Below are 24,748 nucleotides of genomic sequence, written 5' to 3' on the forward strand. Positions count from 1 at the left end.
CTCCTTCCATCAGTACAAATCAATGAACCGGCTTTCCGTACTGCCGTCCTCATACTCGATCACCACTTCAATGCCCACCTGGGAATCCTCGCTTAACTTCTCCAGATTTTCCGAGCCGATCTGCGCCGACAGGGTGTAGCTGGAGCGGTTGGCGGGATAGACGGTCTGGGACAGGCTCTTGGTCATGCCGGCCACGCCCTCCGCTTTGAAAGACGCCGTGCCGGACGCGCCGTTTTCACTGTCCGCCTCAAAGCCGGAACTGACCCAGTAGGCAAGCCCGTCATCGGCGCGGGAGTTTCTAAGCAGATTGAAAGGAACCATTTCCCGGATATCGTTGTTCGACACCATGCTGGTGCCTTCCAGCGAGTCCGCCGCGTTGTCCCATTCACTGGCGGAACTGCCCAGGTTCTTCAGCGTGGTGGAAAGCTCCAGCACCGTGTTCCACGGCTCCTGCAGGTTGTATTCCCGGCGGACAATTCTTGTGGTGACCGAAAGCCCCAACTCCTTATCCTCCACCCGGACGTAATCTCCCAGTTCCCAGGCTTCATGCTCGTAGCCCGTCAGCACGGATAAGTCCATCGCGTTTAACACATAGGAAATGGTGGGCTTTGCGTAATCCGCCAGCCGCATCTCGGTATATTCTTTCATCTGGTAGGGATTCGTGAAAGAGGAGCAGTCCAGGGTGGAGATTCTCACCTCGTCTGTGTAGGTGAAGTCCTCCACATAGGGCCTTCCGCCGTTGATGTCCGCGAAGGTCATCCCTTCCGCGCCCACGGCGTACAACCGGGTCACAAGCTCCCTGGTGTCCACCACCCGCTGGATGGATTTCATGTTCTTCTTGTAGGCAAAAAGGGCGCCGCTGTCCTTGCCGTTGACCGTCAGCAGATGCACCAGCCGGTTCGGGCAGTCAAAGACCAGGTCGCCGCCGTGGAGGTCTGCGATATTCCGAAGGATGGACAAAGCGTTTTTCTCCGTACTGGTCCAGGTGCGCTGTGTCCGCACCGTCACTGTGCCGACGCTCCATTCCGTACCCTCCAGGGCGTATGCCATCGCCGTTTCCGGGTACTCCGCTTCAAAGGTACGTTCCTCCTTGCGGACAGAGAAGGTCAGGTCATAGAACTCTGCTTCCGCGTACACCTCTGTGACGGCACTGCCGTCCGTGTCCCTGGTGTCGGTAACTGTCCGTACCTTATACACATCATCCACGATCTGGATCTTCTTCTCACTGTCGATATAGCCCCGCTTGCCGTCCCGGTAGGGAATCTTAAAGGAAAGAGTGTCCTCGCCGTTGATCTCGCCCGTGACAATGATGTCGTATGCATTCTCCAGCACCGCCTCCCATGCACCGTTCCTGTCCAGCACCACCGGCCTTGCGCAGCCGATCTTTTCATAGGGCGCTTTCGGGATGTCATAGAGCCGGATATCAATAACCTTCGGTGTCCGGGAGGTGTCTGTGGTAGTCAGCGTTACCCGGAAACGGATATATGCCCGGTTGGGGGACGCCAGCCGCCCGTCAGCGGGGACTGCCGCCCAATCGTTCCATTCCTCCAGGTCATCGCTGGTGGAAGTCTCCACCAGGGAAACCGCCGTGGCACCGGAGATGTACTCGCTGGTCACAGACACACGCCCGGCGCCGGACAGGTTGCAGTCTGCGGCCGTTGTGGTCAGCACGCCTTCTTCCGGGTAAACGCCGTCCGATGCGCGTAAGGTAACCACTCCCGGCTCGGTGATGCCGTCCACATCCCCGGAGGTATCGCCGCCGTTGGCCATCAGTGAGGAGCGGAAATAGTCCATCAGGTCATCGGCTGTAAGGTTGGTATCACAGTCTAAAAACCAGTCGTCCAGGCCGCCCGCATACCAGTAGGAATCATCGTGCATCCCCAGGATCAAATCCGCCGTGCAGGAGCGGTTCAGCTCCCCGGTAAAGGAAAGCACCTCTGATGCCCACACCGTGCCGCTGCTGCGGTCGCCCACCACATACTGCGCCGTTTTGCCCACCGGCTCGATCAGGCAGGCGATAAAGTACCAGCCGCCGTTAACCAGGGAGAAGGGTGGCTCCACCGACTCATCTAAAATCAGGGAACCGGCGTCATTGTAGAGCATAATCCTCGGATTGCCCCGGATGAGGGACAGGTAGAAAACCGGCTGCCCCGGCCCGTACCGGGTATTGAAGATCGGGCAGTAGGTATTCCCCACCGAATAGGTGGTGGGGTTCATCCAGCCGCCGCAGACGATCCGCTCCCCAAGCTCCGCAAAGATGCTCCCGTCGTTAGCCACCTTCAAATAGTTCTGCTCGGAGGACGGGTTCACGATGTTCATGCGGAAATAGTTCCCCAGCCGGTTTGCGGAAAGGGACGCGCTGGTGCCGCTCCAGTTATTGATGTACGCCATACGCCCCATGCCGGAGGAATCCAAAAGGCAGTCGTCCTCATCCGGGTCCGATTCATTGAACCGCCACAGGCCAGACTTGGCCCATTCCTCCGGGAACTCACCGGTAAAGTCCGTCTGTTTGTTCAGTATTGTTTTCAGTGCCATTACCGCTCACCTCCATCTGCTCCTTGCCTGGATCTCCAGCCCTGTAAACGTGGCGTTTGCCGCCGTTACGGAAACTGTGTTGCTCCCCACCGCCAGGGTGGGAAAATTCAGTTCCTCCAGATACGGCAGGGCGTTGCGCAGGGTAATCCCGTCCGCGTCCTCCACATAGGCGGTCATCCGGTCGGTATCCACCACCAGCGTTTCGCCTTCCGCAAGGGTGGCGTTCACGATTTTCAGTTCCTGCCCGTTGGTAGCAATACAGATGGAATTGCCCGCTCCGGAGGCGATCTCGCCCTCAATGCGGTAAACGGGATGAGATTCCATGTTCCCAATGAGCCGCGTGACCGTGCTGTTTCCTTCTTCCGTGATGGAAAAGGTCTCGTCCTCGATGGCATAGCCGAAGGGGTCCGGGCAGAAGAAGGTCAGGTCAAAGCTGCCGGAAGAACGCAGGAGCCGCTCGCACTCCACCGCCGCGTTCAGCCTTGCCATGAAGTACCGATCCGGCACATCGTCCAGGACGAGCTGCTTTAAGCCGCCCACCGGGTCAAGCCATGCGGCAATCCCGTCCAGCGTGGAAACCAGGGCGGAAAAGCTATGCCTGGGAAAGATGCTGCAGGAGACCACGATCTCCCGATAATCAAAATCCGCCCCGAAGTCCGTCACGCCATATTTGCCGGGGACCGTTGTGGTAAAGTTCCGCAGATTCCCGCTGACCTGCCAGGAGGTCAGCCTTGCCTTCAGGCCCATGCTCTTAGAAGTAATGTCGTTATACGAAAAGCCCACAAAGCCACCTCCTTTATGCGGTACTGAACCGTCCCTGGGCGCGGGAGCCGGTCTGGATCAGGTTGTAAAGTTCCTGGGAAATCCTGCGGATGTCGTCCTCACTGCGGACGATCATCTGCTGGATGGTGATGAGGGTCCCGAAGGAAGCGCCACCGCTGCCCATGCCGCCGGCTGCGGAGCGGAGTGTCCCGCCCGCGTCAAAGGCAAAGTTCGAGGGGACTGCGGACTGCATATCCGCCGCCAGCCCGTTCATCACGCCCAGGATACCGTTGTTTAAGTCCTCTGCGGCGCTGACCGCTTCGCCGGCGCTGTCCTCAATGCCTCCGGCAAGGCCCCTGCCCAGCATTTCGCCCACCCAGGCCATTTCTTTCGAGGGCGAGTTGATGCCAAAGAAGCTGCAGATCCCGTCCCAGATGCCGGAAATCCAGCCGGAGACCTTGTCCCAGATCCATCCGGCGAGGCTCTGGATGCCCTGCCACAAGCCCTGCACGATGTTCTTGCCGATGTTGACGATCTGCCCCATCGAGGAAGTAAAGGCATTGACGATACCCGCAATGATCTGCGGCACCGCCTTTACGATCTCCACGATGATGGTGGGCAGGTTCTGGATCAGCGACACAAATAGCTGCACGCCTGCCTGGATGATCTGCGGGATGCTGTTTAAGATGGCATTTACCAGCGAGGAAATAATCTGCGGGATCGCCCCCACAATGGTGGTAATGATGGTCGGCAGGTTCTGGATCAGGGAAATCAGCAGGTTCACACCCGCGTCAATGATCTGGGGGATACTGCCGAGGATGGCCGTCACCAGCCCGTCAATGATCTGCGGAATCGCCGCCACAATGGCCGTGATAATCTCCGGCAGTGCGGAGACCAGCGAGGTCAATAGCTGTATCCCGGCGTTGATGATCTGTGGGATTGCTCCGACGATAAACTCCACAATCGCCGTAATGATGGCGGGCAGGGCCGCGATCAGGACCGGGATGGCATTAAGCAGCCCTTGGGCCAGCCCCATGATAAGCTGCAGCGCCGCGTCCAGAATCATCGGCAGATTTTCGATCAGGGTCTGTACGATCTGGGTAACCACCAGGACAATCTGCGGAATCAGCGTGGGAACCGCCGCCGCGATGCCCTGGGCCAGCGTGACGATGATCTGCGCCGCGCCCTCCATCACAGCCGGAAGGCTCTGGATAATGCCGGAAAGCAGCGAGGTCAGCATCTGCATCCCGGTGTTTACAAACTGCGGCAGCATGGAAACCGCCGTGTTCACCAGCCCCGTAATGGCCCCGGCAAAGGCTTCATCCGCCCCGTCCACGCCGTTGACCATGTCGGTAAAGGCGGAGATGACTTCCGAAATTGCCGGGAGGAACTCTGCCCGGAGGCTGTTCTTCACATTGGAAATGGTTTCCCCAAGCCCCGCCAGGGTCTCGTCAAGCTGCGCCTGTCCTTCTCTGGAAGCCACCAGCGCCTCATTGTTGCGGTAAAATGCGCCGCTCGCCTCATCATAGGCTCCGGAGAGGGTCTCCATGATCAGGCGGTTTCTCTCGCTTTCACTGGAACAGGCAGCCAGCTTCTCGTTGAAGGCATCCTCGCTGATGCCCACCCAGTTTAAGGCGTCCGCCAGGGAGCCGGTAACCTCACCCACCTTGGCGGTCTCGTTGGCGGACTCAATCATGCCCTCGATGGGGAGGGCATCGCCGAAGGTACCGTAGACGCCGGCCGCGATATTCGTCCACTTGGTAATGTCCTGCTCGTTCTGGGCAAGCTGCGCTAGGAGCTGGGAGGCTTCCGTGGCCGTGTCCGTATCGCCCAGGATTTTATAGAACTCCGTGTAGGATTTCTGTGCCGCGTCCCCGCTGTATCCCGCCGCTTCAAAGGCAGTGGTCAGCTTACCCTGGGCTACCCGGTATTCCTCAGTGGCTTCGTCCAGGTTCCAGATGGCGCTGCCAAGTTCCTGGATGCCGCTTAACGCCGCCTGGATGCCGGAGGAGATGAGATTGCCCATCGCCACCGTAGCGACCGAAAGGCCGGAGCCTAATTTATCTGCTCCGCTGGATGCGTCCTCCAGCGAATCGCCGAAATCCTCCGCCACATCCCCGGCGTCCTTCATCCGCTCCCGGTTTTCCCGCAGTTCCCCGGAAAGCTGGGAAATGCGCCCCTCCAGTTCCTTTGCCTCGCTGGAGCCTTTTCCGTACTCCAGAACCGCATTGGAATAGGCGCGTTTCATCCCGGAAAGTTCCTCTTCCTGGCGGGAAATCTCCTGGGAGAGCCGCTCTGTGGCGTCCGCCGCCTCTGTCTCCTGCCGGGAGAGGGACTCAATGGCCCGCTCATTGGCGGAAAGTTCCCGCTCCATGCCGTTTAAGGCGGCTTCGGCGTTGTTAAGCTGGATCTGCCAGTTCTGCGTCCGGCGGTCGTTCTCCCCAAAGGACTCGGAGGCGTTCTGGAGGGCGGCCCGCAGCGTTTCGATCTTCTGGCGCTGGGCGTCGATTTCCTTGTTCAGAACGGTATTCCTCGCGGAAAGCGCCTGGATGGATTTATCGTTGGCGTCAAACTGGGAAGAAACCAGCTTCATCTCGGAACCCAGCACCTTAAAGGACTGGTTGATCTCCGACAAAGCCTTTTTAAATTCCTTTTCGCCCTCAATGCCGATTTTCAGGCCAAAATTGTCCGCCACGGGCCGCACCTCCTCTCCTCGTTAAATTCCATAGGGAATGACATCATCTATCGTCAGTTCCCGTTTTGGCTTCGCAAGCCCCAAAAACTGCCTGTGGCATTCCCACAGATCCATGAGCAAGCCAAACGGTATGAGCCACACCTCCTCCATGCGCAGGGAGAGGTGGGCCATGCCGTAATACAAAAGCCGGGTAAACAATTCTTCATCGCTTACCCGGCCGCCGTGTTTTTTCCCTCCGGCTCACTTTCGATATTCCGTTTCGTCCCCCGGTACATGGCCTCCATGATGGCGTCCTTATAGTCCGTCAGTTCCATCGGGGAGGTGAGAAGCTCCACCTCCTCGGCGGTCAGCTCCGGCTTTTTGTCCTCCGGGTGTTTCAGGTTGTGGACGAGGATCGGCTGGTTGCACAGAAGGGTAATCAGCCACACGATCTCGTCCAGCGCCATCTCAAAGTTCTCCGCTTTCATCAGCTTCTCGCCCAGGTTCTCCAATCCGCCGTAGCGTCCGGCGATGGCCTTGGTCGCCCTGGTGGTCAGGAGCATTTCATATTTCACACCGCCGATATTGACAGCAGCTGTTCTTTCATCCATACTTCAAACCCTCCTTAGAAATCCTCCTTAATGTTTCAAAAGAATGAGCCGCTCGTAGAGACTGTCCACGGAGCGGCCCTTGGGTTTGGAATCTTCGGTTTTCTTAGGGTTGGTTTTACACTTGGCCGCGATCTTATCCATCAGGGAATTGACCACAGCGGCTTTGGAATACAGCATGGACACTACCGGTGGCTCCATGTCCTCCGGCACATCGGAGCGTTTGAGAATATCATCGGCAAAGCCAAGCTCCACCGCCTTGTTCGCGTCCATCCAGGTCTCAGCGTCCATGAGATGCGACAACTTGGCACGGGACAGCCCGGTCTTGATCTCATAGGCGTTGATGATGGAATCCTTCACACTGCCAAGCATCTCGATGGCTTTCTGCATTTCTGCGGTATCGCCCATCGCCACCGTCATGGGGTTGTGGATCATCATCATGGACACCGGGCTGACCAGTACTTTTGTACCAGCCATAGCAATCACGCTTGCGGCGGATGCCGCGATGCCATCGATCTTGACCGTCACATCGTGGGGGTAGTCCATCAGCATATTGTAGATCTGGGCAGCCGCTACGCAGTCCCCGCCTGGGCTGTTGATCCAGACCGTGATGTCTCCGCTTCCACCCATCAGTTCCTCCTTGAAAAGCTGGGGTGTAACGTCATCGTCAAACCAGCTTTCCTCGGCGATAGTGCCGTTGAGGAACAGCGTCCGTTCCGCCGGAGCTGTCTCCGCCGCCTGGTTCTTCCACTTCCAGAACTTCTTCATCGGGGTTTTCCTCCTTTCCCGTTTGTGTATCTGCAAAAGCGCCCGCATTCCCCAGCGGGAGCATATTGCCATTGATCAGGTACAGGTCGCCGCCTTCCTCGGCAGGGATGCGGTCCATGTTCTCCAGTTCCCGGATGTCGTTGGCGCTCATCCAGCCGTTCTGCCTTGCGGTGGCGTAGCCGGACATCCTGCTGGCATAATCGCCCCGGAGCAGCCCTTCTACGTTGAACTTGGCAAAATACCGTTTCTTTTCCTCCGGGGAAAAAAGCGTCCGCTGGATGGACTGCTCCCAGCGCACCAGCCAGGGTTCCAGCGTGTATTTCACGAACTCCAGAGACTGCTGCTCAATGTTGGAGAAGCTGGACTTTTCCAGGTCCCCCACCATATGGGGAGGCACCCGGAAGATCCGGGCAATCTCATTGATCTGGAACTTCCTCGTTTCCAGAAACTGCGCCTGCTCCGGCGAGATGCCGATGGGCGTGTATTTCATGCCCTCCTCTAAAACGGCGATCTTATTGCTGTTGCCGCTGCCGCCGAAGGTGGACTGCCAGCTCTCCCGTACCCGCTGAGGGTCTTTGATTGTCCCAGGATGCTCCAGCACGCCGCCGGGAGCCGCACCGTTAGCAAAGAACTTCGCCCCGTATTCCTCACAGGCAATCGCCATGCCGATGGCGTTCTTCGCCATAGCGATGGGGGAATAGCCCACCAGCCCGTCAAAGCCAAGCCCTGGGATGTGCAGCACATCGGAGGGATGCAGCCGGACAAGACTGCCTTTGACCGTAGGTGCGTCATCCATGCTGACGGTGTATTCGTAATAAAGCTGTCCCTTGCTGTCACGATCCACCGTCATCCGGTCCGGCATTAGGGGATAGAGGGCAATGACCTCACCTTTTCCGTTACGGATAATCTGTGCGTAGGCATTGCCCCACAGGAGCAGATGCGTCATGAGCGTTTCCCGGAACACGAAGGAACTCATCTCCGGGTTTGGCTCGTCATGCAGGAGCAGATACAGCGGATGGTCAATGGCTTTCTCCTTGCCGCCGTCCTCCTTGTAACGGTAGAGGTGCAGCGGCAGACCTGCCACCGCTTCCGCCAAGATGCGGACGCAGGAGTACACCGCCGTCATCTGCATGGCAGACCGTTCATTGACCCGCTTGCCCGCAGTGCTTCCTCCGAAGAAAAAGCTGTAGGCACTGCCTGCAGTACGGTTCTGGGGCTTATCCCTGGAACGGAAAAGCCCGGAAAAGATACCCATATCGAATCACCGTCCTTTCAGATAAACAAAAGGCCCCGGCTGTCATAGACCGAAGCACCTGTATCGTTGCCACAGCGGATCGCCCGGTCAAGCCCCATGATGGTGGCAATCGCGCCGTCAATCTTCTCCGTGGATTTTTCCTTGTCCGCCTTGATGTTCCCCGCCGGGTCGGTGCGGATGTAGATGTTGTCCATCATCCAGCGGAGGACGGGGTGGCCTCCGTGGGCGATTTTCTCCTCCAGCACCAGCTTCATCAGTTCCTTGGTAGGAGGACTCATATCCTTAAAGCCCTGTCCAAAGGGAACTACTGTGAAGCCCATGCCCTCCAGGTTCTGCACCATCTGCACAGCGCCCCAGCGGTCAAAGGCGATCTCTCTAATATTGAACCGCTCACCCAACTGCTCGATGAATTTCTCAATGTAGCCGTAGTGGACCACGTTGCCCTCAGTGGTCATCAGCGTCCCCTGGCGTTCCCACAGATCATAGGGAACATGGTCGCGCCGGACACGGAGGTCGATGGTTTCTTCCGGTATCCAGAAGTATGGAAGGATATAGTATTTATCCTCCTCGTCCAACGGCGGGAACACCAGCACGAAAGCCGTGATATCCGTGGTAGAGGATAAGTCCAGACCGCCGTAGCAGATGCGCCCTTCCAGGTCATCCTCGGAAACCGGGAAGGCGCAGGCGTCCCACTTGTCCATCGGCATCCAGCGGACGGACTGCTTCACCCACTGGTTCAGCCTTAGCTGCCGGAAAGCGTTCTCCTCGCCGGGATTCTGCTGGGCGGATTCACAGGCGGCTTTGACCTTATCGATGCCCACCGTGATGCCGAGGGAGGGGTTTGCCTTCTTCCACACCTTGGGGTCTGTCCAATCCTCATCCTCGGCAGCGCCGTAAATGACGGAGTAGAAGGTGGGATCGACCTTCCTGCCTTCCGCAATGTCGATGGCCTTTTGATGCACCTCATAGCAGATGGAGTTGGTATCGTTCCCGGCAGTCGTGATTAGAAAATACAGCGGCTGCATCCTGGCATCCCCGGATCCCTGGAGCATAACGTCAAAGAGTTTCCGGTTGGGCTGGGTGTGTAGCTCGTCAAAGATCACGCCGTGGGTATTGAAACCATGCTTATTCGCCACATCCGCCGAAAGCACCTGGTAGGAGCTGTTGGTGGGCAGGTAGGTGATCTTCTTCTGGGACTCCAGAATCTTTACCCGTTTGGAGAGTGCCGGACAGAACCGCACCATATCCACCGCCACATCAAACACAATCTTTGCCTGGTTACGGTCGGCGGCGCAGCCATACACCTCGGCCCGTTCCTCACCATCCCCGCAGAGGAGCAGGAGCGCCACAGCGGCGGCAAGCTCGGACTTGCCCTGTTTCTTGGGGATTTCAATGTATGCCGTATTGAACTGCCGGTAGCCGTTGGGCTTTAACACGCCGAACAGGTCACGGATGATCTGCTCCTGCCAGTCGATCAGTTCAAAGGGCTTTCCCGCCCAGGTACCCTTGGTGTGGCAGAGGGACTCGATGAACATCACCGCATAGTCGGCGGCGTCCTTATCGTAGTGCGAGGTCTTCGCCATAAACCTGGTGGGCTTGTATTTTTTCAGCTTCCGCATGGACACCACCTCCAAAATGGCATAAAAATAGCACCGGCTATTTCTAACCGATGCTGATAAAGTTTTTTTGCTTTCATTCAATAAACTGGAAGTTAATGCTGTTTAACAATGGCACACAATTCTTTTACATAGAGATCGGCATGGTTGATGGAAAACTCTCCATGATACATGGCTGGAAGGACATTTAAGCTGCTTTTTTCCAGGGTTTCATGCAGCTTTCTTGCAGAAAGCAAGATACGTTTGTTTTCCCGCTCCCCGACAAACAAATGGATTTCTGCCACACACTCTCCAAGAGACTTCTTCATGAAATACATAGAACTTTCTTGTAAGAACGCAATCATATTTTGCTTCGTAATGCCGCAAGTATCTTGATAATAGTCATTGAAAAGTTCCGGCTTCATTCGAAGTGAACGAAATTGCAGTTTAGAAAACCATTTTTGCCGAATCAACTCATAACAGCTTCCAAATGCCGGCTTAATCAACGAATAAGTTAGCTTGGATGGAATAACCGCTGCGCTCTCGACCATTGCAAAACGGCAAAGGTCTTTTCGCCGAGATAACATTTCAAGTAATATTTGACCGCCGAGAGATAACCCGCCAATCAGCAATACCGAACCTCCAAAGTTCCTATCAATAAAAGAAATGATTTCAGCGGCATTGTCTTCGATTGTTGTGAAATTTTCATCGCTTCCTGCGTGACCATCCAATATCGGGATAATTATCCGAAAATCATTTTGAAGTCGTTCGGACACTTCTCGGTAATTCCACCATGACAAGCCGCCGCCATGCAGAAGAATAATCACATCTCGATTCTGTTTACCGTATTCTTTGTATTGCAACTTGCCTCACCTCACTGCCAATTTCCGATTTGTCTCTATCAAGACATCTTTATTATACAGGAAAATTGTTAGTTTTCAACCAGGCGGTCTTCCCATATGCCGGTGGATCGTTTCAAGAATCTGCTCCTGCTCAGACGGCTTCACTCCGATGGACTGGAGTGCCTGTCTTGTTCCGCAGTCCGGGCAGATAAGCGTTTCGTTGTCCTCTCTGGAAAGCGCCGGAGCGCCGTGGTAGGCCCTGCCGCACAGGGGGCAGACCGCCATCCGGATCACATCATTATCCTTCATATCCGCATACCTCCCTGCATTTATCGTAGGCGTCAACCAGGACGTTTTTATCAAAGCAGAAGGTGTCGTACCCTTCCAGGCAAATCCTCATGTAGAGATTGCTCGGAATCCCTATCGGCCTGTCCTCATGCATGATGTAGGCAAATGCCGTCACCGTTCTGCGCTTCCCCGTGCGAATGCCCTTGTACTGGAGCCGGATGTCCCGCTTGTAGTAAAAATTGGGAAATCCCTCGTAGCGGTCGAGGGCGGCTTCATCGGTCGCCGTTACCTCCCAGATCACCACGGGAACCGTGCCGCCAGTACATTCCTCAATCGTAAGGTAAGAGCCGGTCTTGCTTCCTTTGAACAGCAGCTCCCATCCCTTAAGGTTAGCCGTGCCGAGGATCGTGGCATGAGGGCAGCGCATCCGCATCTGCGGTACATTGAGGTTGCTGCCGTAGGCGATGTAGTATCTTTTTTCTTTCATGGTATCCGTCCTTTCCGAAGGGGTTACCCTTCTACCACCTTAAGACCGCCGAAGCGGTCGAAGGTAAGGTGGCAGGAGGCTAACTCCTGCGTGTCCTTCAAGCGGCTGCTCTGCCGTGCCGGAAGGCTGTGTCCCCAGAAAGGTTGCGGGTCAGGAAATCCCTGGCCGTTGCGAACTCCTCGCCGATGAAGCCCAGGCGGAGGAGCCAGGTTCTCATGGCATACTTGGGGTTTTCGCTCTGCTGGGGTTTGGGGCTTGCCGTCCGCACATCCTTTGCCATCTGGCTTAAGGCCAGGCAAAGCTGGATGTAGCTCTTAAGCTGCCCTGCGTGGATGCCGCCTCGGCGCTCTGCGGTCGGCTCATCGAATTGGAAAAGCCGGAATTCGACCGTCCCCTTGGTAAAGGTGGCATGGAGGTTGAGCATATGGTAGCGGCTGTCGTTGTAGTGGTGACTCCTGCCGTAGCTTGCGCCGTTGCTGGTGTACCAGATATCCGCAAGGTGCGCCATTGAGCGGGGCTTCCTGCGGTTGACCTGTTCCAAAAACCGTGGGTCTACCGTGCGGCAATAGCGGCTCATGCGGCCCCGGTCGAGTTTCAGCGCCTCAGCGATCAGGCTCTCATGGCTTGCCATGATGTTGGCAAGGTTGCGCAGGCTCTGCGGCGTGTGTCCCTGCGCCCCGATGTGGATGTGGACGCCGCATCCTCTGGAGGCGTCGCTCTTGGCGCCTGCGTGTCTGAGCTGCCTGCAAAGCTCCTGCAGGGTTTCGATGTCGCCGTAGGTCAGGATCGGGGTGACCAGTTCGCATTTCTGCTCGTCCGGCCCTGCGATGGAAACATCCTTCTGGAATTTCCACTCGCGCCCATCCGCATCCCAAGCCGACCAGGTGCTGTACCCGTTGCGGCCGGCAGTGTTCTCGTATCTGCCTGTGCCGAAGTAGGCGGCGGCAACCTTCGCTGCCTTCTGGCGGGTGATGCTGTTCATCTCGACCTCGACCCCGATGGTCTGGTTCTTCATCTCTGCAATCTGCCTTGCTGTTTTCTCGTTCATTCTGAAATCCTCCGTTTTTCTGCCTTGCGGCTGTGTGTTTTCCCTTTCGGTGTACACATATTCGCTCTAAAAGAGGATAATAGCAAGGCCATTTCCGATAATATACTACACAAAGATGACCGCAAGATATTGTGTAGTTTATGGCTGTTTGCCGCCATCCGATATTGGCTTGAGAAGGCCGTTTTCCTCCTCATCAAGGATAGCAAGAGCCAGGCGGAATCCCGTCCGCAGCCCATCGATGAAGTACTCCTCAGCGGTCATGCCCGCAATGGCGGCTTGTAGGCAAATCATCTTATCGAGGACTGTGGCTGCTTCCTGATTCAGCATGGATCGGAGCTTTTCTTCTTCATCAGCCAGACCGGCAGCAGCTTTTCCATACTCCGAATTACGGTCAAACTGCTTTTCATTCGGATTGATGTTCCCATAGAAGAAGTCCTTCAGAATGTTATTTGGCACGGCGGTCACCCACCTTTCTCACAATATCCTCCCCATAGACCACGTTCAGGCCGCTGCCATTGTCCCAGCGCATGAGAAGGGAACCGGTGTCATCCACACCTTTGACGGTGCCTTTTGTACCGGCAGGCGGAGCCTGCACATCATCCATCCGCACCAGTTCCACACGGGTGCCGGCGGGATATTCCCGGCGGACGCGCTCCACAGTCTCTCTACTCGGAAACTTCATGGTTCACACCTCCATCCTTGAAAGCCGAGGAACCGGTCAGATTCTTCAGTAGGATCTTGCGCTCCGCTTTATATTCGCTGCCGATGAATCCCAGCCGCAGCAGAAAACAGCGGAATGCGTATTTCTCATTCTCCACCGGCTTCTCAGTCGCTGTTACCCGCTTGGCATTCCTGCTCATCTCACAGAGTGCGGAAATGAAGTGGGTGTAGGCTTTAGCAGCATCGGAATCGGGCAGTTCCTCGAACCAAGGAAACGCCACCCGGTCGTCCAGCACCTCGATGCGAAGATCAGTGATGCCCATGGCCTTCCGTATCAGATTCCCTTTGGCATCCAGCAGCTTGGTGAGGTTGCCCACCGCCACCTTGTCGAACGGGATTTCCACCGTAAGCCCCACAGGTTCGCCCTGTGGCGCAGTGTCGGCGGATTCTGCCGCTTCCTTGGTTTCCTCCCTGGAGGGCTGTTCACCGCAGTCCCGCGGCTCACATTCAAAGCCAGCGGCTGCGATGGCTTCCAGCACCCGCTCGACTTCCTCGCTGTCGGCACGGTCATCAAAGAGGAGCGTTCCATCCTTGGTGACCGTAAAGTAGTCGATTTCATAATTGCAGGTGGGCATAAACTTGTATTCCGCCCTGGCGCCTGTGGCATTGGCGATGATCTTTACCAGCTCCTTGCGCTTAGCGCCCGTCACATTGTATCTGATTTCCATGCGTGAAAACCTCCTTTGTTTTTGGTAGGTACATATATCACTCTGAACCCCTGAAATAGCAAGCGGTTTTCGCACATTTCTCTGTAGAATAGAAACCAATTTATCCTTCCGAAAACTGTGCATAGTACACGATCCCGGAAAGCACAAAATAGACATTGGGAAGCGCCACGCCGTTGCCCCACATTTTGTATTCGGCGCTGTCGGAGTGGGGATTCTTCAGCCACTTGACGATCTGGTTCCGGCTCTTAGGCTTGGAGGAAGTCCCCATGACGGAGCGGTGTATCTCAAACACCTCTGTCCAGAACTCGATCTCGTCCTCGGTCGGCTCATCGGTCCCAAGCCCGGCGCACCACCAGTCTGGGGACCCTTGCAGTCTGGCGCACTCGGTGGGCGTCAGCCTGCGGACGATGTATTCCGGCTCGGTCTCGTTTACCACAGGCGGGTCTTTATAGTCCCTTGCCATCAAGGTCGGGGACTGTTCCGCCAATGCCTGGGTGTAAGTGCCGGTGGTCATGCAGTAAGCCACCGCATGGCGGTCGGCAGCGTCCAGCGTGAAAGACACATCCTCATTCACGCCGCTGCCCTGGGGACCGTTCTTATCCGCCCTGCCGATCATGGAACCCTGCACAGCCACTACAGCCATGCCGCCCTGGTTACAGGTAGGATTTCCGCCGTTCGCATCCAGGCATCTGGAAGTTTCCGCTTCGTAGAATCCGCTCTTGGGATTCTCGGATTTCATGGCGTTGCTGTCCTTTGAACAGATGCCGTAAACTCTGACTGCCAGTTCATTGCAGCGGATCTCGCCCACATCGTAGGTGTTCAGCGTGTTCGCCACATCAGATGCTTTCCACTGCTGCCCCTCATCAGGAGTGTGGGGGCGAGTGCCTTTCACAAACGGCACAAACAGCGCCTGGTCATTGTTGCAGCCCAGCGTGGCGGATTTATTATCCTGGATCAGCGCGCCCTTGCCTCCGCCCTCACAGCCGGAGCGGATCTTTAGCGTCTTGGGTGTCTCCACCACAAAGGGCTGGTTGTTCCCGCCTGTGCCATAGGTAGACATGACTGTAGGGGCTGTCTCCAGCGGACCGGTGTATCTGGTGTCCTGGCTATGGTTCTCATAGACCGCCGCCGGCACCGTACCGGCACGGAGGGTGGGCGAGGTTTCCTCCTCATATCCGATGCCCCTGGCCTGTGCGGAATGCTCTGTACAGAAACCAGCTGCCCCCATCACGCAGGGAGGATGCCCGTGGTTTTCCGCACGGAGCGTTGCCACAACGTCCTCCGTCACATCCATGCGGCTGCCGCCCTGGTCGTTTAGGCAGACGCAGCCTGATGCTCCAGCGCCTTCTTCAAAAGTTCCGGCAGTTCCTTGCCACGGGCGGAAGCCCTGCGGAGTATACCCAGACACGCCTTCGGACTCAAATAGTATTTTTCCGGCACTCCCACCTGCAAAATCTGCGACAAGGTAGATGCGTTTTCTTCGTTGGGGGACTCCCCAGTACTGCGCATCAAATACCCGCCATGCGAGACTGAAATCGTCTGCCACGATTTCCCCGGCGTTTGCCCATCTCTCAGGTCGAGGAGTATGAATTTCGTATCCTTTGACCGAGCAGATTTCTTCGAGGACGGACTGGAAGTCCGCACCCTTGTTGGAGCTGAACGCGCCGGGGACGTTCTCCCAGACGATATACCTCGGATATTTTCCATCGGTTGCACACCTCATTTCTTTTACAATACGTATGGCCTCATAAAAGAGGTTACTTCGTGAGCCGTCAAGCCCGGCTCTTTTCCCAGCAATGCTCATATCCTGGCAGGTAGAGCCGAAGGTGATGATATCTACTGGCTCGATCTTCCCACCATCCATCCGGGAAACATCGCCGTAATGCTTCATAAACGGCAGCCGCTTTGTGGTCACCCGGATGGGGAATGGTTCAATCTCTGATGCCCACACCGGAGTAATACCGGAAAGCAAGCCGCCTAACGGGAAACCACCGGAGCCGTCAAAGAGACTACCCAGGGTAAGAGTCTGCGGATCTGGTGTATCTCTTCCGACTCTGTCCGGCTCTCTACTATGGATATATATAGGGTTCACGATGTCTCCACCTCCTTCACAAGAGCGGAGTATGGGATCTGATCCCCGTTTCTTTCCACAAAAATATCCTCCGGCGGGATACCGTTCTCCACGGCCCTGCGGAGAATGACCGATGCGTATTTCTCATCCAGTTCCATCATGCAGCAGACACGGTTCATCTGTTCACAGGCCATCATGGTAGAACCGCTGCCGCCAAAGGTGTCGATCACCACGGCGTTCTCCTGGGTGGAGTTGCCGATGGGATAGCCCAGCAGATCCAGTGGCTTGGAGGTCGGATGGTTGGCGTTGCGCTTCGGTTTGTCGTAATTCCAGATGGTGGTCTGCTTACGGTCGGAGTACCACGGGTGCTTGCCGTTTTGGAGAAATCCATACAGCACAGGCTCGTGCTGCCACTGGTAATCCGAGCGGCCCAGCACCAGGGAGTTCTTCACCCAGATACACACGCCCGCCAGATGAAACCCGGCGTCAATAAACGCCTTTCGGAAGTTCAGCCCTTCTGTGTCCGCATGGAACACATAGGCCGCGCCACCTTTCTCCAGATGCTCCGCCATGCACTTGAAAGCAGAGAGGAGGAAGTTGTAAAATTCCTCGTCTTTCATGGAATCGTTCTGGATGGTCAGGCCGCTGGCACTTTTGAAGGAGACGCCATAGGGCGGGTCTGTCACGATGAGGTTGGCTTTCCTGCCGTCCATGAGCAGAGCCACATCCTCGGCGGAGGTGGCGTCCCCACACACAAGGCGGTGCCGGCCGATTGTCCAGACATCGCCCCGCTCCACAAAGGAGGCTTTCTCCAGCGCGGCGGTCAGGTCAAAATCGTCATCCCTGGCTTCGCTGCCGGAATCATCCGCAAACAGATCGGCCAGCTCCTTCTCGTCAAAGCCGGTGAGCAGAGGGTCAAAGTCCATGCCCTGCAAAGACTCGATCTCCACCCGCAGAAGCTCCTCATCCCATCCGGCGTCCATCGCCATGCGGTTGTCCGCAATGATATAGGCTTTCTTCTGAGCTTCGGTGAGATGGTCGGCAAATACACACGGCACTTCCTCGATGCCTTCCTCCTTCGCCGCCAGGATTCTGCCGTGACCGGCAATCACATTAAAATCCCGGTCGATGATGACGGGATTGATAAAGCCGAACTCCCGAAGAGACGAGCGGAGTTTCGTGATCTGCTCCGGGGAATGGGTGCGGGCATTGTTCACATAGGGTACCAGCTTGGCAATGGGTACAAGCTGCATTTCCGTTGTTGTCTTCATCTCACCAGCCCCCATTCCGCAAATTTCTCAAACCCGCCAAGGCTCTGGATGTATCTCCGGGCGGTCTCCACGATCTCACAATAGGGAATACCGTCCACCGTATCATCCCCGATGGCGCAGCACAGTTCCACGGGCTTTCCTGTTTCCTGCGCCTTCAGCCATGCGTAGATATTGACCGACACATCCGCTTTGGAGAGATCTTTTCCATGTAGGCCGCCGCCCGTGATAGAATCAGCCATATCAGAGCCGAGCTTGCGATTGGTGGCGCCGGAGTCCACATCCGTGCCGCCCGTCCAGTCGCCCAGGGGATTGACCTCGGCGGTGGAATACATCTTTTGCAGCTCCTCTGTGGGCGCATTGCTCTGACAGAGGATGAGCCTTGCTTCGTCAATGATGTACTTCCCATCCGAGGGATATGTGTGATACACACTTTTGGCGATCTCACAGAGAACTTTCTGCTCCTCCGTGACCGGCACCCCTTTGAAGATGCCGTTGTCGCCACAGCGGATTCCTTCTGCCTGGTTATTGGCAAGGCGTCCGTCCTGCGGCACTTCCACATAATCCGTGTGTAGGTTTCCGGCAATGCGCTTCACGATGGCGTCCACCTCATCCGGCGAAATGTGTACGGAACTCTCCGCGATGATGTGGCAGACGCCGTGGCCGATGAGAACCTCCACAGCAATCCTGGGATTTTCTTCTTTTCTGTATGCCGCATCCACCAGGGCCCCGGCGATGCGGTCCGCCACCTTATCCGGGTGGCACGGATTTACTTTCTCAAACATGGCTTCACCCCTTCCTTGCACGGAGCAGACGCTCCATCAAATCGTCCTGGGGAGAAACCTCCCCGTAATCCGTGCTGCAGTTTTCTTTCACGATCTGGAAGATTTCGTTCCAGAGCCGCACCGCCTGGTTCATGTAGTTGATGCCGATGTTGATGAACGGGGACGGGATCGGCTTCTGGGTGGTCGGGTGCTTGGAGAGGAAGCCCATGCGGTTGGTCATCTCCTCGCACTGAATCCAGCGGGCGCTGCACATGGCGTACCGCTCCAAAAGCTGGGGAGACACCTTCGCTGCGCAACCCACCTTTTTCAGCCACTCCCAGGTTTCCGTGTATATTTCCTCCGCCTGGAGCGTACTCCCGTCACGCTGCTCGGCGGATAAGAATTCATGGGGCTTTGGCATATCGACACCCTCGACTTCGGGAATGTCCAGCACTTCCAGTCTGCGCCCGCCCGGATTGCCGTTCTCGGCTTTCTCCTTGACCGCAGACTTTTTTCTTCCCGCACCGGGTCTCGCACCGCCGCGCCCGCCTGTGTTATTGGATTTTGTCGGCATTTTCTCACCCCTTTCCTCGAAAAATTAAGCAGCCGCAGCCGGCCGCCCTTAATTACCCTTTTGATTTCGCCTTTTTCGCGCACGAAGCCCCAGGCCGCTGTCCGCTCATGAAGGTCCCGGAGATTTTGACCGCCCCACGGTCACCGGTCGCCAAGCTCGTGATGCAGCTTTGTGTGGCAGGACTGACAGAGGGACATCAGATTGTCATTCCGATGCGTTCCGCCTTGTGATAGAGGAACAATGTGGTGGACTTCCTCCACAGGAGTCAGCCGTCCTTCCTTCAAACACATCTCACACAAAGAATGGGCTGCAGCATAGCGGTCGCGGATTCGTTTCCAAGCCCTGCCGTACTTCTTGTTGTTGTCAGCAGGGCGACCGTACTTGTTGTACCGTTTCCGGGCAATAGCTTCATGCTCCTCACAGTACTGCCCGTCCGTGAGGTTTGGACAGCCGGGGTAGGAGCAGGGGCGTTTTGGTTTCTTTGGCACGCTGCACCTCGCTTTCCGGGCAAAAGGAAAGCCCTGCAGGATTGCTCCCGCAAGGCTCGTTCCTTGTCCTGTTTTTCTGATTCTAACTATATCACAGGGACAAGGTGTATTGCAGTGGCTTTTAGTGGCTTATTTCAGAAACGGCGTCCAACGCCCTGTGATGGAGACGGTACAGCCACCGAAGCTCATATCCCATGTCCACGGCGATCTGCTCCCAGGACTTGAAGCACAGATACCGCAGCTCCAGAAGGGTCTGGTACTCCGTGTTCTGGACAGCCTTGATTTTATGGACGATGTCTTTTTTCGTCTGCACCAGTTTGCAGATGTCCCCATTGATCTCTGCTTCCAGCTCAATGATGGAAAGGATGGCGTCCTCCATACGGTGGAGGTTCCTCGTCTCACTTCCGGGCATATCCAAATAAGTCGCGGTTGCCCGTGTGGCGAGGTCATTCAGTGACGCCACCTGCTCCATCTTGCTCTGTATCCGCTGGTCAATGCGGAACGCCTGGGAAAGGTACTCCTTCATTTCCGTCTGCTGCTTGTTCATAGGCACTACCTCCGAAAAAGAAATTGCTTCCCTCGGATTTGCCTTGATTGACTCTCATTTTCTTAGGTTTGCCCGGACAGCATCGATCAACGCCGACTGCGTCCTGTCCTTATACTGCAGGGCTTTCATAATGCGCTCATCAATGGTGCCGTCCGTGATGATGTGCTGTACGACTACGGTCTTGGATGCCTGACCCTGCCGGTAAAGCCTCGCCACCGTCTGCTGGTACAGTTCCAGGCTCCAGGTGATGCCAAACCAGCAGAGGGTGGAGCCGCCGCTCTGGAGGTTCAGCCCGTGGCCGGCAGAAGCGGGATGGATCAGCGCCACGGGAATCTCGCCCCGGTTCCATTTTGCGATGCTGGCGTCAGAGTCCAGCCTTGCAAAGCCGATCTTCCGCAGCCGCAGCCGTTCCTCGATACGGTCAAGGTCGTGCTGGTACCAGTAAGCCACCAGCAGGGGCTTTCCATTCATGCTTTCGATGATGTCCTCCAATGCGTCCAGTTTCTGATCGTGGATATGTTCCACATCCCCGTTATCCGTATAGACCGCCCCGTTTGCCATCTGGGAGAGCTTGCCGGACAGCACTCCGGCATTTGCTGCCGTTACCTCGCCCTTGTCAAGCTGCGCTGCCAAATCCTCGCACATCTCATCATAAATGGCCTGTTCCGGCTCCTCCATATACACCCGGTACTCGCTGTTTACAAGTTCCGGCATTTTGAGGTGGTCGGCGGCTTTCATGGAAATGGTGATATCGGAGATCTTGTCATAGATCCGTTTCTCCGCTCCCGGCAGGGGCTTATAGGAATACACCATCTGCCCATTCATCCGATCCGGCCGGAAATAGTCCTGGCGGTACTTGGTGATAAACCGCCCCAGCCGCTGTCCCATATCCAGCACCTTGAACTCAGCGAATAGGTCCATCAGCCCGTTCCCGGACGGGGTGCCCGTAAGGCCGATGACGCGCTTTGCCCTGGGGCGCACCTTCATCAACGATTTGAACCGCTTGCTGTTCCAGTTTTTGAAGGATGAAAGCTCGTCCACCACGATGGCGTCAAATTCAAAGGGGACATTCTCCACCATCCATTGGATGTTCTCCCGGTTGATGATGTAGATGTCCGCATCCCTTCGGAATGCATCCAGCCGTTCTTTTTCCGTACCAACCGCCACGGAATAGCGGATGTCTTTCAGATGGTCCCACTTTTCAATCTCCTGGGGCCAGGTATTCCTCGCCACCCGCAGCGGTGCGATCACCAGAACGCGGGTAATCTCGAAGTAGTCAAACAACAGGTCATACAAGGCCGTCAGCGTGATTGCCGTCTTGCCAAGACCCATATCAAGCAGTACGGCGGCGACCTCGTGTGTTTCAATGTACTCGATGGCATATTGCTGATAATCATGTGGTATGAACTTCATTCGGCATCACCTCCGATCTCAGAAAGAATGTGCGGGATCTGGCTCTCATCGTCCAGGATGAATACCAAGAAGCCCAGCCCTCGCAAAAGCCGTATCCTTGACTCCTGCAGTGGCCGTGGCTTTTCGCCAGGGGCCTTGACTTCCACGAAGCCGCATTTCCCATCCGGCAATAGGATAAGGCGGTCGGGAACCCCGGAAAATCCCGGCGACACGAACTTCGGCGCAATCCCGCCTTTGGCCTTAACCGCCTGAACCAGTTTTTGTTCGATGGTTTTCTCTCTCATGGTTTTATTCTCCTCGTTCTTTGTGTGACGGTCATGTACCTCTTCCCCCGATTCTCTCTTATATATTGTTTTTTTATCTCCTTAGAGCAACTCTGGCAGAGAGGTACATGACCTACACACCTACTAATCCTCAAACTCCGATTTGAGTTTCAGCCCGTAAATGATCACGCCTGTACGGGTACGCTTTCTCACCACTCCCGTGGATTCCAGCGCGGAGTAGAAATCAGTCGTACTCGGGTGTATTCGCCCATCTGCAGGCAGTAGCTCCTGTAGGCGTTATAAAACTCCCCGGATTTTGCTTCAAAATCGTCCCCTACCTCACAGCAGTCATCCAGAAAGTGGGCCAGCCAGTCGTTGTTCTCCTTGTATTTCTGGATGGCGTCCTGCACCACCCTGGGCTGGACGATTTTGTAATCGCTGGCAATGACGCGCTTTGCGCCCTCGATGATCCACGAAAGCACCGCTCCGCCCGCAGTTTTGAACAGGAAGTCCGAATAGTTCTTGATGTCTGCTTTTCCCTCGATCTTGGCGTTGAAGGGGATCACAATGAGCCGCCGCCAGGTACCCTGGTCAATGGCCCCGACCCTGGGCAGGTGGTTGGTATACAGCACCAGCGTGTGGGTGGGGACATAGGAGAACGGCGCCTTGTACTTTTTCTCCGCATAGATCTCATCTGTGGAGCAGAGCTGCTTGACGTTGGAGGTGTTCAGGCGCATCCCTTCCTCCAGTTCGGCGGCGATGATCATCCGCTTACCCTTGGCTTCCGCCAGTTCCGGCTTCACGTTGCGCTTGCAGCCCACGGTCAGGGTGTCTGCGGACATATTGCCGGAGTAGGTTCCAAGCACACGAGCGATGGTGTTCCAGAAGGTAGATTTGCCGTTCCTGCCCTCACCGTAGGCAATGACCAAGGCTTCAATGTAGACCTTGCCGATGGCTGCAAGCCCCACGATCTCCTGCACATAGCGAATCAGGTCGACATCTCCCTGGAAAAAGGTCTGGAGGGTGTCCTCCCAGACATCCATACCGTCTCCGGACGGGTCCACCGCCGTCTGCTTCGTGATATAGTCCTGGGCGTTGTGTTCCCGAACAGCCCCCGTCCTCAGATCGCAGGTCCCGGACGGCAGGTTCAGTAAAAACTCATCCGCATCCAGGACACGCTGCTCGATCTGGATCATTGGGCGGGCTTCCTTTAAAGCCGCCGAGATGTATTTGGTATCCCGGCGCTTGATGGCATACTTCCGGTAGGCTTCCGCCCGCTCATACTTTTCAAAGGAGCGCCGCTGGGCTTCATTGAATGCCGCCATCGCTTTCTTGGCGCCCATCGCCGCGAGCATGGCCCATGCGCCATTATCCGACATCTCCTTCATACACCGCTGTATCTCGGTTTCCGCCTCTTCAAGCTGTCTCGCGGTCAGCTCCTGGGCAATACCCTGGGCGTTGGGCTGGGATTCTTCCCAGAACGAGCCATTGAACACGATGTAATCCGTAGCCGGGGAGAAGCGGAGCCGATCCATGTACTCCCTTGACAGCACAATGGCCTGTCCCACATCCGAGAAATCCTCTGGCATGAGCAGGAAGTCCTGGTTATACTGCTCCGGCGGGATATAGCCCTCCTGGGCAGCTACTTTCGCACCGAATTTCACGGCGCTGCCCCAGATGCCCGCAAGCTCCGCGTCATCCAGCGGAGGGCTGCATTTTTCCGCTTCCTTCAAAAACTGCTTATGGGCTTCCTCGGTGTTGCCCAGACGCTTGATGACCCGGCCGGCGTAATGGGACATGGTCTTGTTCCTGGAACCTTCCGGGATCTGCCCCTGCGCCGCGTCCCACTCCGCAAAGCTGTCTGCCAGGAACTCATCAATGGTAATCTCGCCGTCATATACCTCGACCGCCGCATTCTTTACCCCAAACAGGAACCGGGCACTGTCCTTGGCCCCGTCATCGAAATAAGGGTAATCGGCAATCAATCTGTCTTTCCATGAGCTGTAAATCTCTGAATTTGTTGTCTCCGTGCAGATAAAATACACATGGAACCGGGGCCTGGGGCCGCGTTTTCCTTTCTGCTTCATGTGGCTCTTGCTGTAGACAAAAATCATCCCCACGCCCGGAAAATCCATCGCCACATCAAAGGGCGTGAGCCAGTCGTCCGGGTCGTCCGAGTGGTCGTTATCGCAGTCCATCGGCAGGCAGTCCGCTTTCAGGAAATTGTCCACGCTGCGGTAGTTCTGCTTATATGCTGCGCACACATGGTCGAAGGCTGCAGCCTGCCGCATGGTGTCCGCATCCGTGACCGTCACGGGATTCGGATACACGCAGTTTGACCGGCTCCCCACCGTCACGGCGTCATAAATTGTCATCTGCATTCCGTTTCCTCCATATCCTCCGTAAAATAACGGATCTTCATATTTTTCTGCTTTGCCTTTCCAATCTCCCGGCGCATCCCGTCGGACACCTCGCCGCCGAACACCCAGAGCTGCTCACACTTGCCCAGCAGCACCAGATCCATAAAAATCGCCAGCTCCCGTTCCGTTTCTTCCGATAAGAACTGCGGGAACAGCAGATGCGGTGCAATGGGGATCGTGCCGGCGTCTGCGGCAAACCGGCTGTACCGCCTTGCTTTTTCGGTATTGCACTCTGTGTCCCCGGAGTATGGGGAGCAGATATACACCAGCGGCCGGTATCTCGCCGCCTTTTCCTCCTGGGTAACTTTCGTGAGGGCTTCATAGGCCGTCGGGTCGTAGTAGCCTTCGCTGTTATATCTGCTAACTCCCATACACACCCCTCACCTGATACCGCTCGATCAGGTCATCCCGTCCGATGCTGACCAGTCGCTCGTAGCTTTTCTGCCTGTCTGCGTCACACTGCGCCGTGGTCTTAAAAAACGGGCAGTCCTTCCCGTGGAAGTCATTGTCACCCAGGCAGACGCACACGCCGTCCTTATTGGCAAAGCAGTCCCGATGCGCCGTGCAGCGCGGCAGACCTTTTGATTTCGCTGTTCCCATAGCTTTTTCCGTCCTTTCTCTGAAAATTGAGCGGCTTACACCTCTCTAATTGTGAAAGGACAGAAATCCTCCGTTTCAGCGGTGGATATT

Annotated in this window: 26 protein-coding genes; all 26 read right to left on the minus strand. The window is 56.1% G+C overall.

Annotated features, from left to right (window positions below; genetic code table 11):
* Nucleotides 1-9: 9 nt before the first annotated feature.
* A complete protein-coding gene (locus B5F54_RS10905; RefSeq protein ID WP_087234106.1) occupies nt 10-2,535 on the minus strand; it encodes a phage tail spike protein in 2,526 nt (841 codons plus the stop codon).
* A gap of 6 nt (nt 2,536-2,541) precedes the next feature.
* The gene (locus B5F54_RS10910) at nt 2,542-3,318 is read right to left on the minus strand and encodes a distal tail protein Dit (protein WP_087234108.1); all 777 of its coding nucleotides are present in this window, start codon (nt 3,316-3,318) and stop codon (nt 2,542-2,544) included.
* Between the two features lie 13 nt (nt 3,319-3,331).
* Nucleotides 3,332-5,992: a phage tail protein gene (locus B5F54_RS10915; RefSeq protein ID WP_087234110.1), complete on the minus strand. Its 2,661-nt coding sequence runs from the start codon at nt 5,990-5,992 to the stop codon at nt 3,332-3,334.
* 21 nt (nt 5,993-6,013) lie between these two features.
* Nucleotides 6,014-6,190: a hypothetical protein gene (locus tag B5F54_RS17660; RefSeq protein WP_172749691.1), complete on the minus strand. Its 177-nt coding sequence runs from the start codon at nt 6,188-6,190 to the stop codon at nt 6,014-6,016.
* 11 nt (nt 6,191-6,201) lie between these two features.
* Nucleotides 6,202-6,582, minus strand: coding sequence for a hypothetical protein (locus tag B5F54_RS10920; protein ID WP_087234112.1), 381 nt, complete (start codon nt 6,580-6,582; stop codon nt 6,202-6,204).
* A 27-nt stretch (nt 6,583-6,609) separates the two neighbouring features.
* Nucleotides 6,610-7,347, minus strand: a complete 738-nt coding sequence (locus B5F54_RS10925) for a head maturation protease, ClpP-related (protein WP_087234114.1) — start codon at nt 7,345-7,347, stop codon at nt 6,610-6,612.
* Nucleotides 7,247-8,602, minus strand: a complete 1,356-nt coding sequence (locus tag B5F54_RS10930; RefSeq protein ID WP_087234116.1) for a phage portal protein — start codon at nt 8,600-8,602, stop codon at nt 7,247-7,249. The genes B5F54_RS10925 and B5F54_RS10930 overlap by 101 nt, the downstream gene beginning before the upstream one ends.
* Before the next feature lie 17 nt (nt 8,603-8,619).
* The gene (locus B5F54_RS10935) at nt 8,620-10,221 is read right to left on the minus strand and encodes a terminase large subunit (protein ID WP_207651966.1); all 1,602 of its coding nucleotides are present in this window, start codon (nt 10,219-10,221) and stop codon (nt 8,620-8,622) included.
* Between the two features lie 92 nt (nt 10,222-10,313).
* Nucleotides 10,314-11,060 (minus strand): alpha/beta fold hydrolase, encoded by a 747-nt coding sequence (locus B5F54_RS10940; protein WP_009269261.1) that lies wholly within the window; start codon nt 11,058-11,060, stop codon nt 10,314-10,316.
* Between the two features lie 75 nt (nt 11,061-11,135).
* Nucleotides 11,136-11,348 carry a hypothetical protein gene (locus tag B5F54_RS10945; protein WP_009269262.1) on the minus strand — a complete coding sequence of 71 codons (213 nt, stop codon included), beginning with the start codon at nt 11,346-11,348 and terminating at the stop codon, nt 11,136-11,138.
* On the minus strand, nt 11,338-11,814 hold the full coding sequence (locus B5F54_RS10950; protein WP_087234120.1) for a gamma-glutamylcyclotransferase family protein: 477 nt from the start codon (nt 11,812-11,814) through the stop codon (nt 11,338-11,340). The genes B5F54_RS10945 and B5F54_RS10950 overlap by 11 nt, the downstream gene beginning before the upstream one ends.
* A 97-nt stretch (nt 11,815-11,911) precedes the next feature.
* Nucleotides 11,912-12,862, minus strand: coding sequence for an amidoligase family protein (locus B5F54_RS10955; RefSeq protein WP_087234122.1), 951 nt, complete (start codon nt 12,860-12,862; stop codon nt 11,912-11,914).
* Between the two features lie 138 nt (nt 12,863-13,000).
* Nucleotides 13,001-13,318, minus strand: coding sequence for a DUF6809 family protein (locus tag B5F54_RS10960; RefSeq protein WP_009269265.1), 318 nt, complete (start codon nt 13,316-13,318; stop codon nt 13,001-13,003).
* Complete coding sequence (locus tag B5F54_RS10965) at nt 13,308-13,544, minus strand: DUF4314 domain-containing protein (RefSeq protein ID WP_087234124.1); 237 nt, start codon at nt 13,542-13,544, stop codon at nt 13,308-13,310. The genes B5F54_RS10960 and B5F54_RS10965 overlap by 11 nt, the downstream gene beginning before the upstream one ends.
* The gene (locus B5F54_RS10970) at nt 13,528-14,250 is read right to left on the minus strand and encodes a virulence protein (protein WP_087234126.1); all 723 of its coding nucleotides are present in this window, start codon (nt 14,248-14,250) and stop codon (nt 13,528-13,530) included. The genes B5F54_RS10965 and B5F54_RS10970 overlap by 17 nt, the downstream gene beginning before the upstream one ends.
* Nucleotides 14,251-14,350: 100 nt before the next feature.
* The gene (locus B5F54_RS10975) at nt 14,351-16,333 is read right to left on the minus strand and encodes a DNA cytosine methyltransferase (RefSeq protein WP_242969685.1); all 1,983 of its coding nucleotides are present in this window, start codon (nt 16,331-16,333) and stop codon (nt 14,351-14,353) included.
* Between the two features lie 5 nt (nt 16,334-16,338).
* Entirely contained in the window at nt 16,339-17,592 is a 1,254-nt protein-coding gene (locus B5F54_RS10980; protein WP_442856119.1) for a site-specific DNA-methyltransferase, read from the minus strand.
* The gene (locus tag B5F54_RS10985) at nt 17,589-18,374 is read right to left on the minus strand and encodes an S-adenosylmethionine synthetase N-terminal domain-containing protein (RefSeq protein ID WP_087234130.1); all 786 of its coding nucleotides are present in this window, start codon (nt 18,372-18,374) and stop codon (nt 17,589-17,591) included. The genes B5F54_RS10980 and B5F54_RS10985 overlap by 4 nt, the downstream gene beginning before the upstream one ends.
* 4 nt (nt 18,375-18,378) lie before the next feature.
* Nucleotides 18,379-18,927: a P27 family phage terminase small subunit gene (locus tag B5F54_RS10990; RefSeq protein ID WP_009269271.1), complete on the minus strand. Its 549-nt coding sequence runs from the start codon at nt 18,925-18,927 to the stop codon at nt 18,379-18,381.
* Between the two features lie 140 nt (nt 18,928-19,067).
* Nucleotides 19,068-19,415 (minus strand): HNH endonuclease signature motif containing protein, encoded by a 348-nt coding sequence (locus B5F54_RS10995; protein WP_087234132.1) that lies wholly within the window; start codon nt 19,413-19,415, stop codon nt 19,068-19,070.
* A 121-nt stretch (nt 19,416-19,536) separates the two neighbouring features.
* Complete coding sequence (locus B5F54_RS11000) at nt 19,537-19,962, minus strand: hypothetical protein (protein WP_087234134.1); 426 nt, start codon at nt 19,960-19,962, stop codon at nt 19,537-19,539.
* 54 nt (nt 19,963-20,016) lie between these two features.
* Nucleotides 20,017-21,375, minus strand: coding sequence for a DEAD/DEAH box helicase (locus tag B5F54_RS11005; RefSeq protein ID WP_087234136.1), 1,359 nt, complete (start codon nt 21,373-21,375; stop codon nt 20,017-20,019).
* Nucleotides 21,372-21,659, minus strand: coding sequence for a VRR-NUC domain-containing protein (locus B5F54_RS11010; RefSeq protein ID WP_087234138.1), 288 nt, complete (start codon nt 21,657-21,659; stop codon nt 21,372-21,374). The genes B5F54_RS11005 and B5F54_RS11010 overlap by 4 nt, the downstream gene beginning before the upstream one ends.
* A gap of 188 nt (nt 21,660-21,847) precedes the next feature.
* Complete coding sequence (locus B5F54_RS11015; protein ID WP_330396778.1) at nt 21,848-24,019, minus strand: phage/plasmid primase, P4 family; 2,172 nt, start codon at nt 24,017-24,019, stop codon at nt 21,848-21,850.
* On the minus strand, nt 24,010-24,429 hold the full coding sequence (locus tag B5F54_RS11020; protein ID WP_087234140.1) for a DUF7768 domain-containing protein: 420 nt from the start codon (nt 24,427-24,429) through the stop codon (nt 24,010-24,012). Before B5F54_RS11020 ends, B5F54_RS11015 begins: the two co-directional genes overlap by 10 nt.
* Nucleotides 24,419-24,658, minus strand: coding sequence for a hypothetical protein (locus tag B5F54_RS11025; RefSeq protein ID WP_087234142.1), 240 nt, complete (start codon nt 24,656-24,658; stop codon nt 24,419-24,421). The genes B5F54_RS11020 and B5F54_RS11025 overlap by 11 nt, the downstream gene beginning before the upstream one ends.
* Nucleotides 24,659-24,748 lie beyond the last annotated feature (90 nt).

This window comes from Anaeromassilibacillus sp. An250 (assembly GCF_002159845.1).
Lineage (GTDB): Bacteria > Bacillota > Clostridia > Oscillospirales > Acutalibacteraceae > Anaeromassilibacillus > Anaeromassilibacillus stercoravium.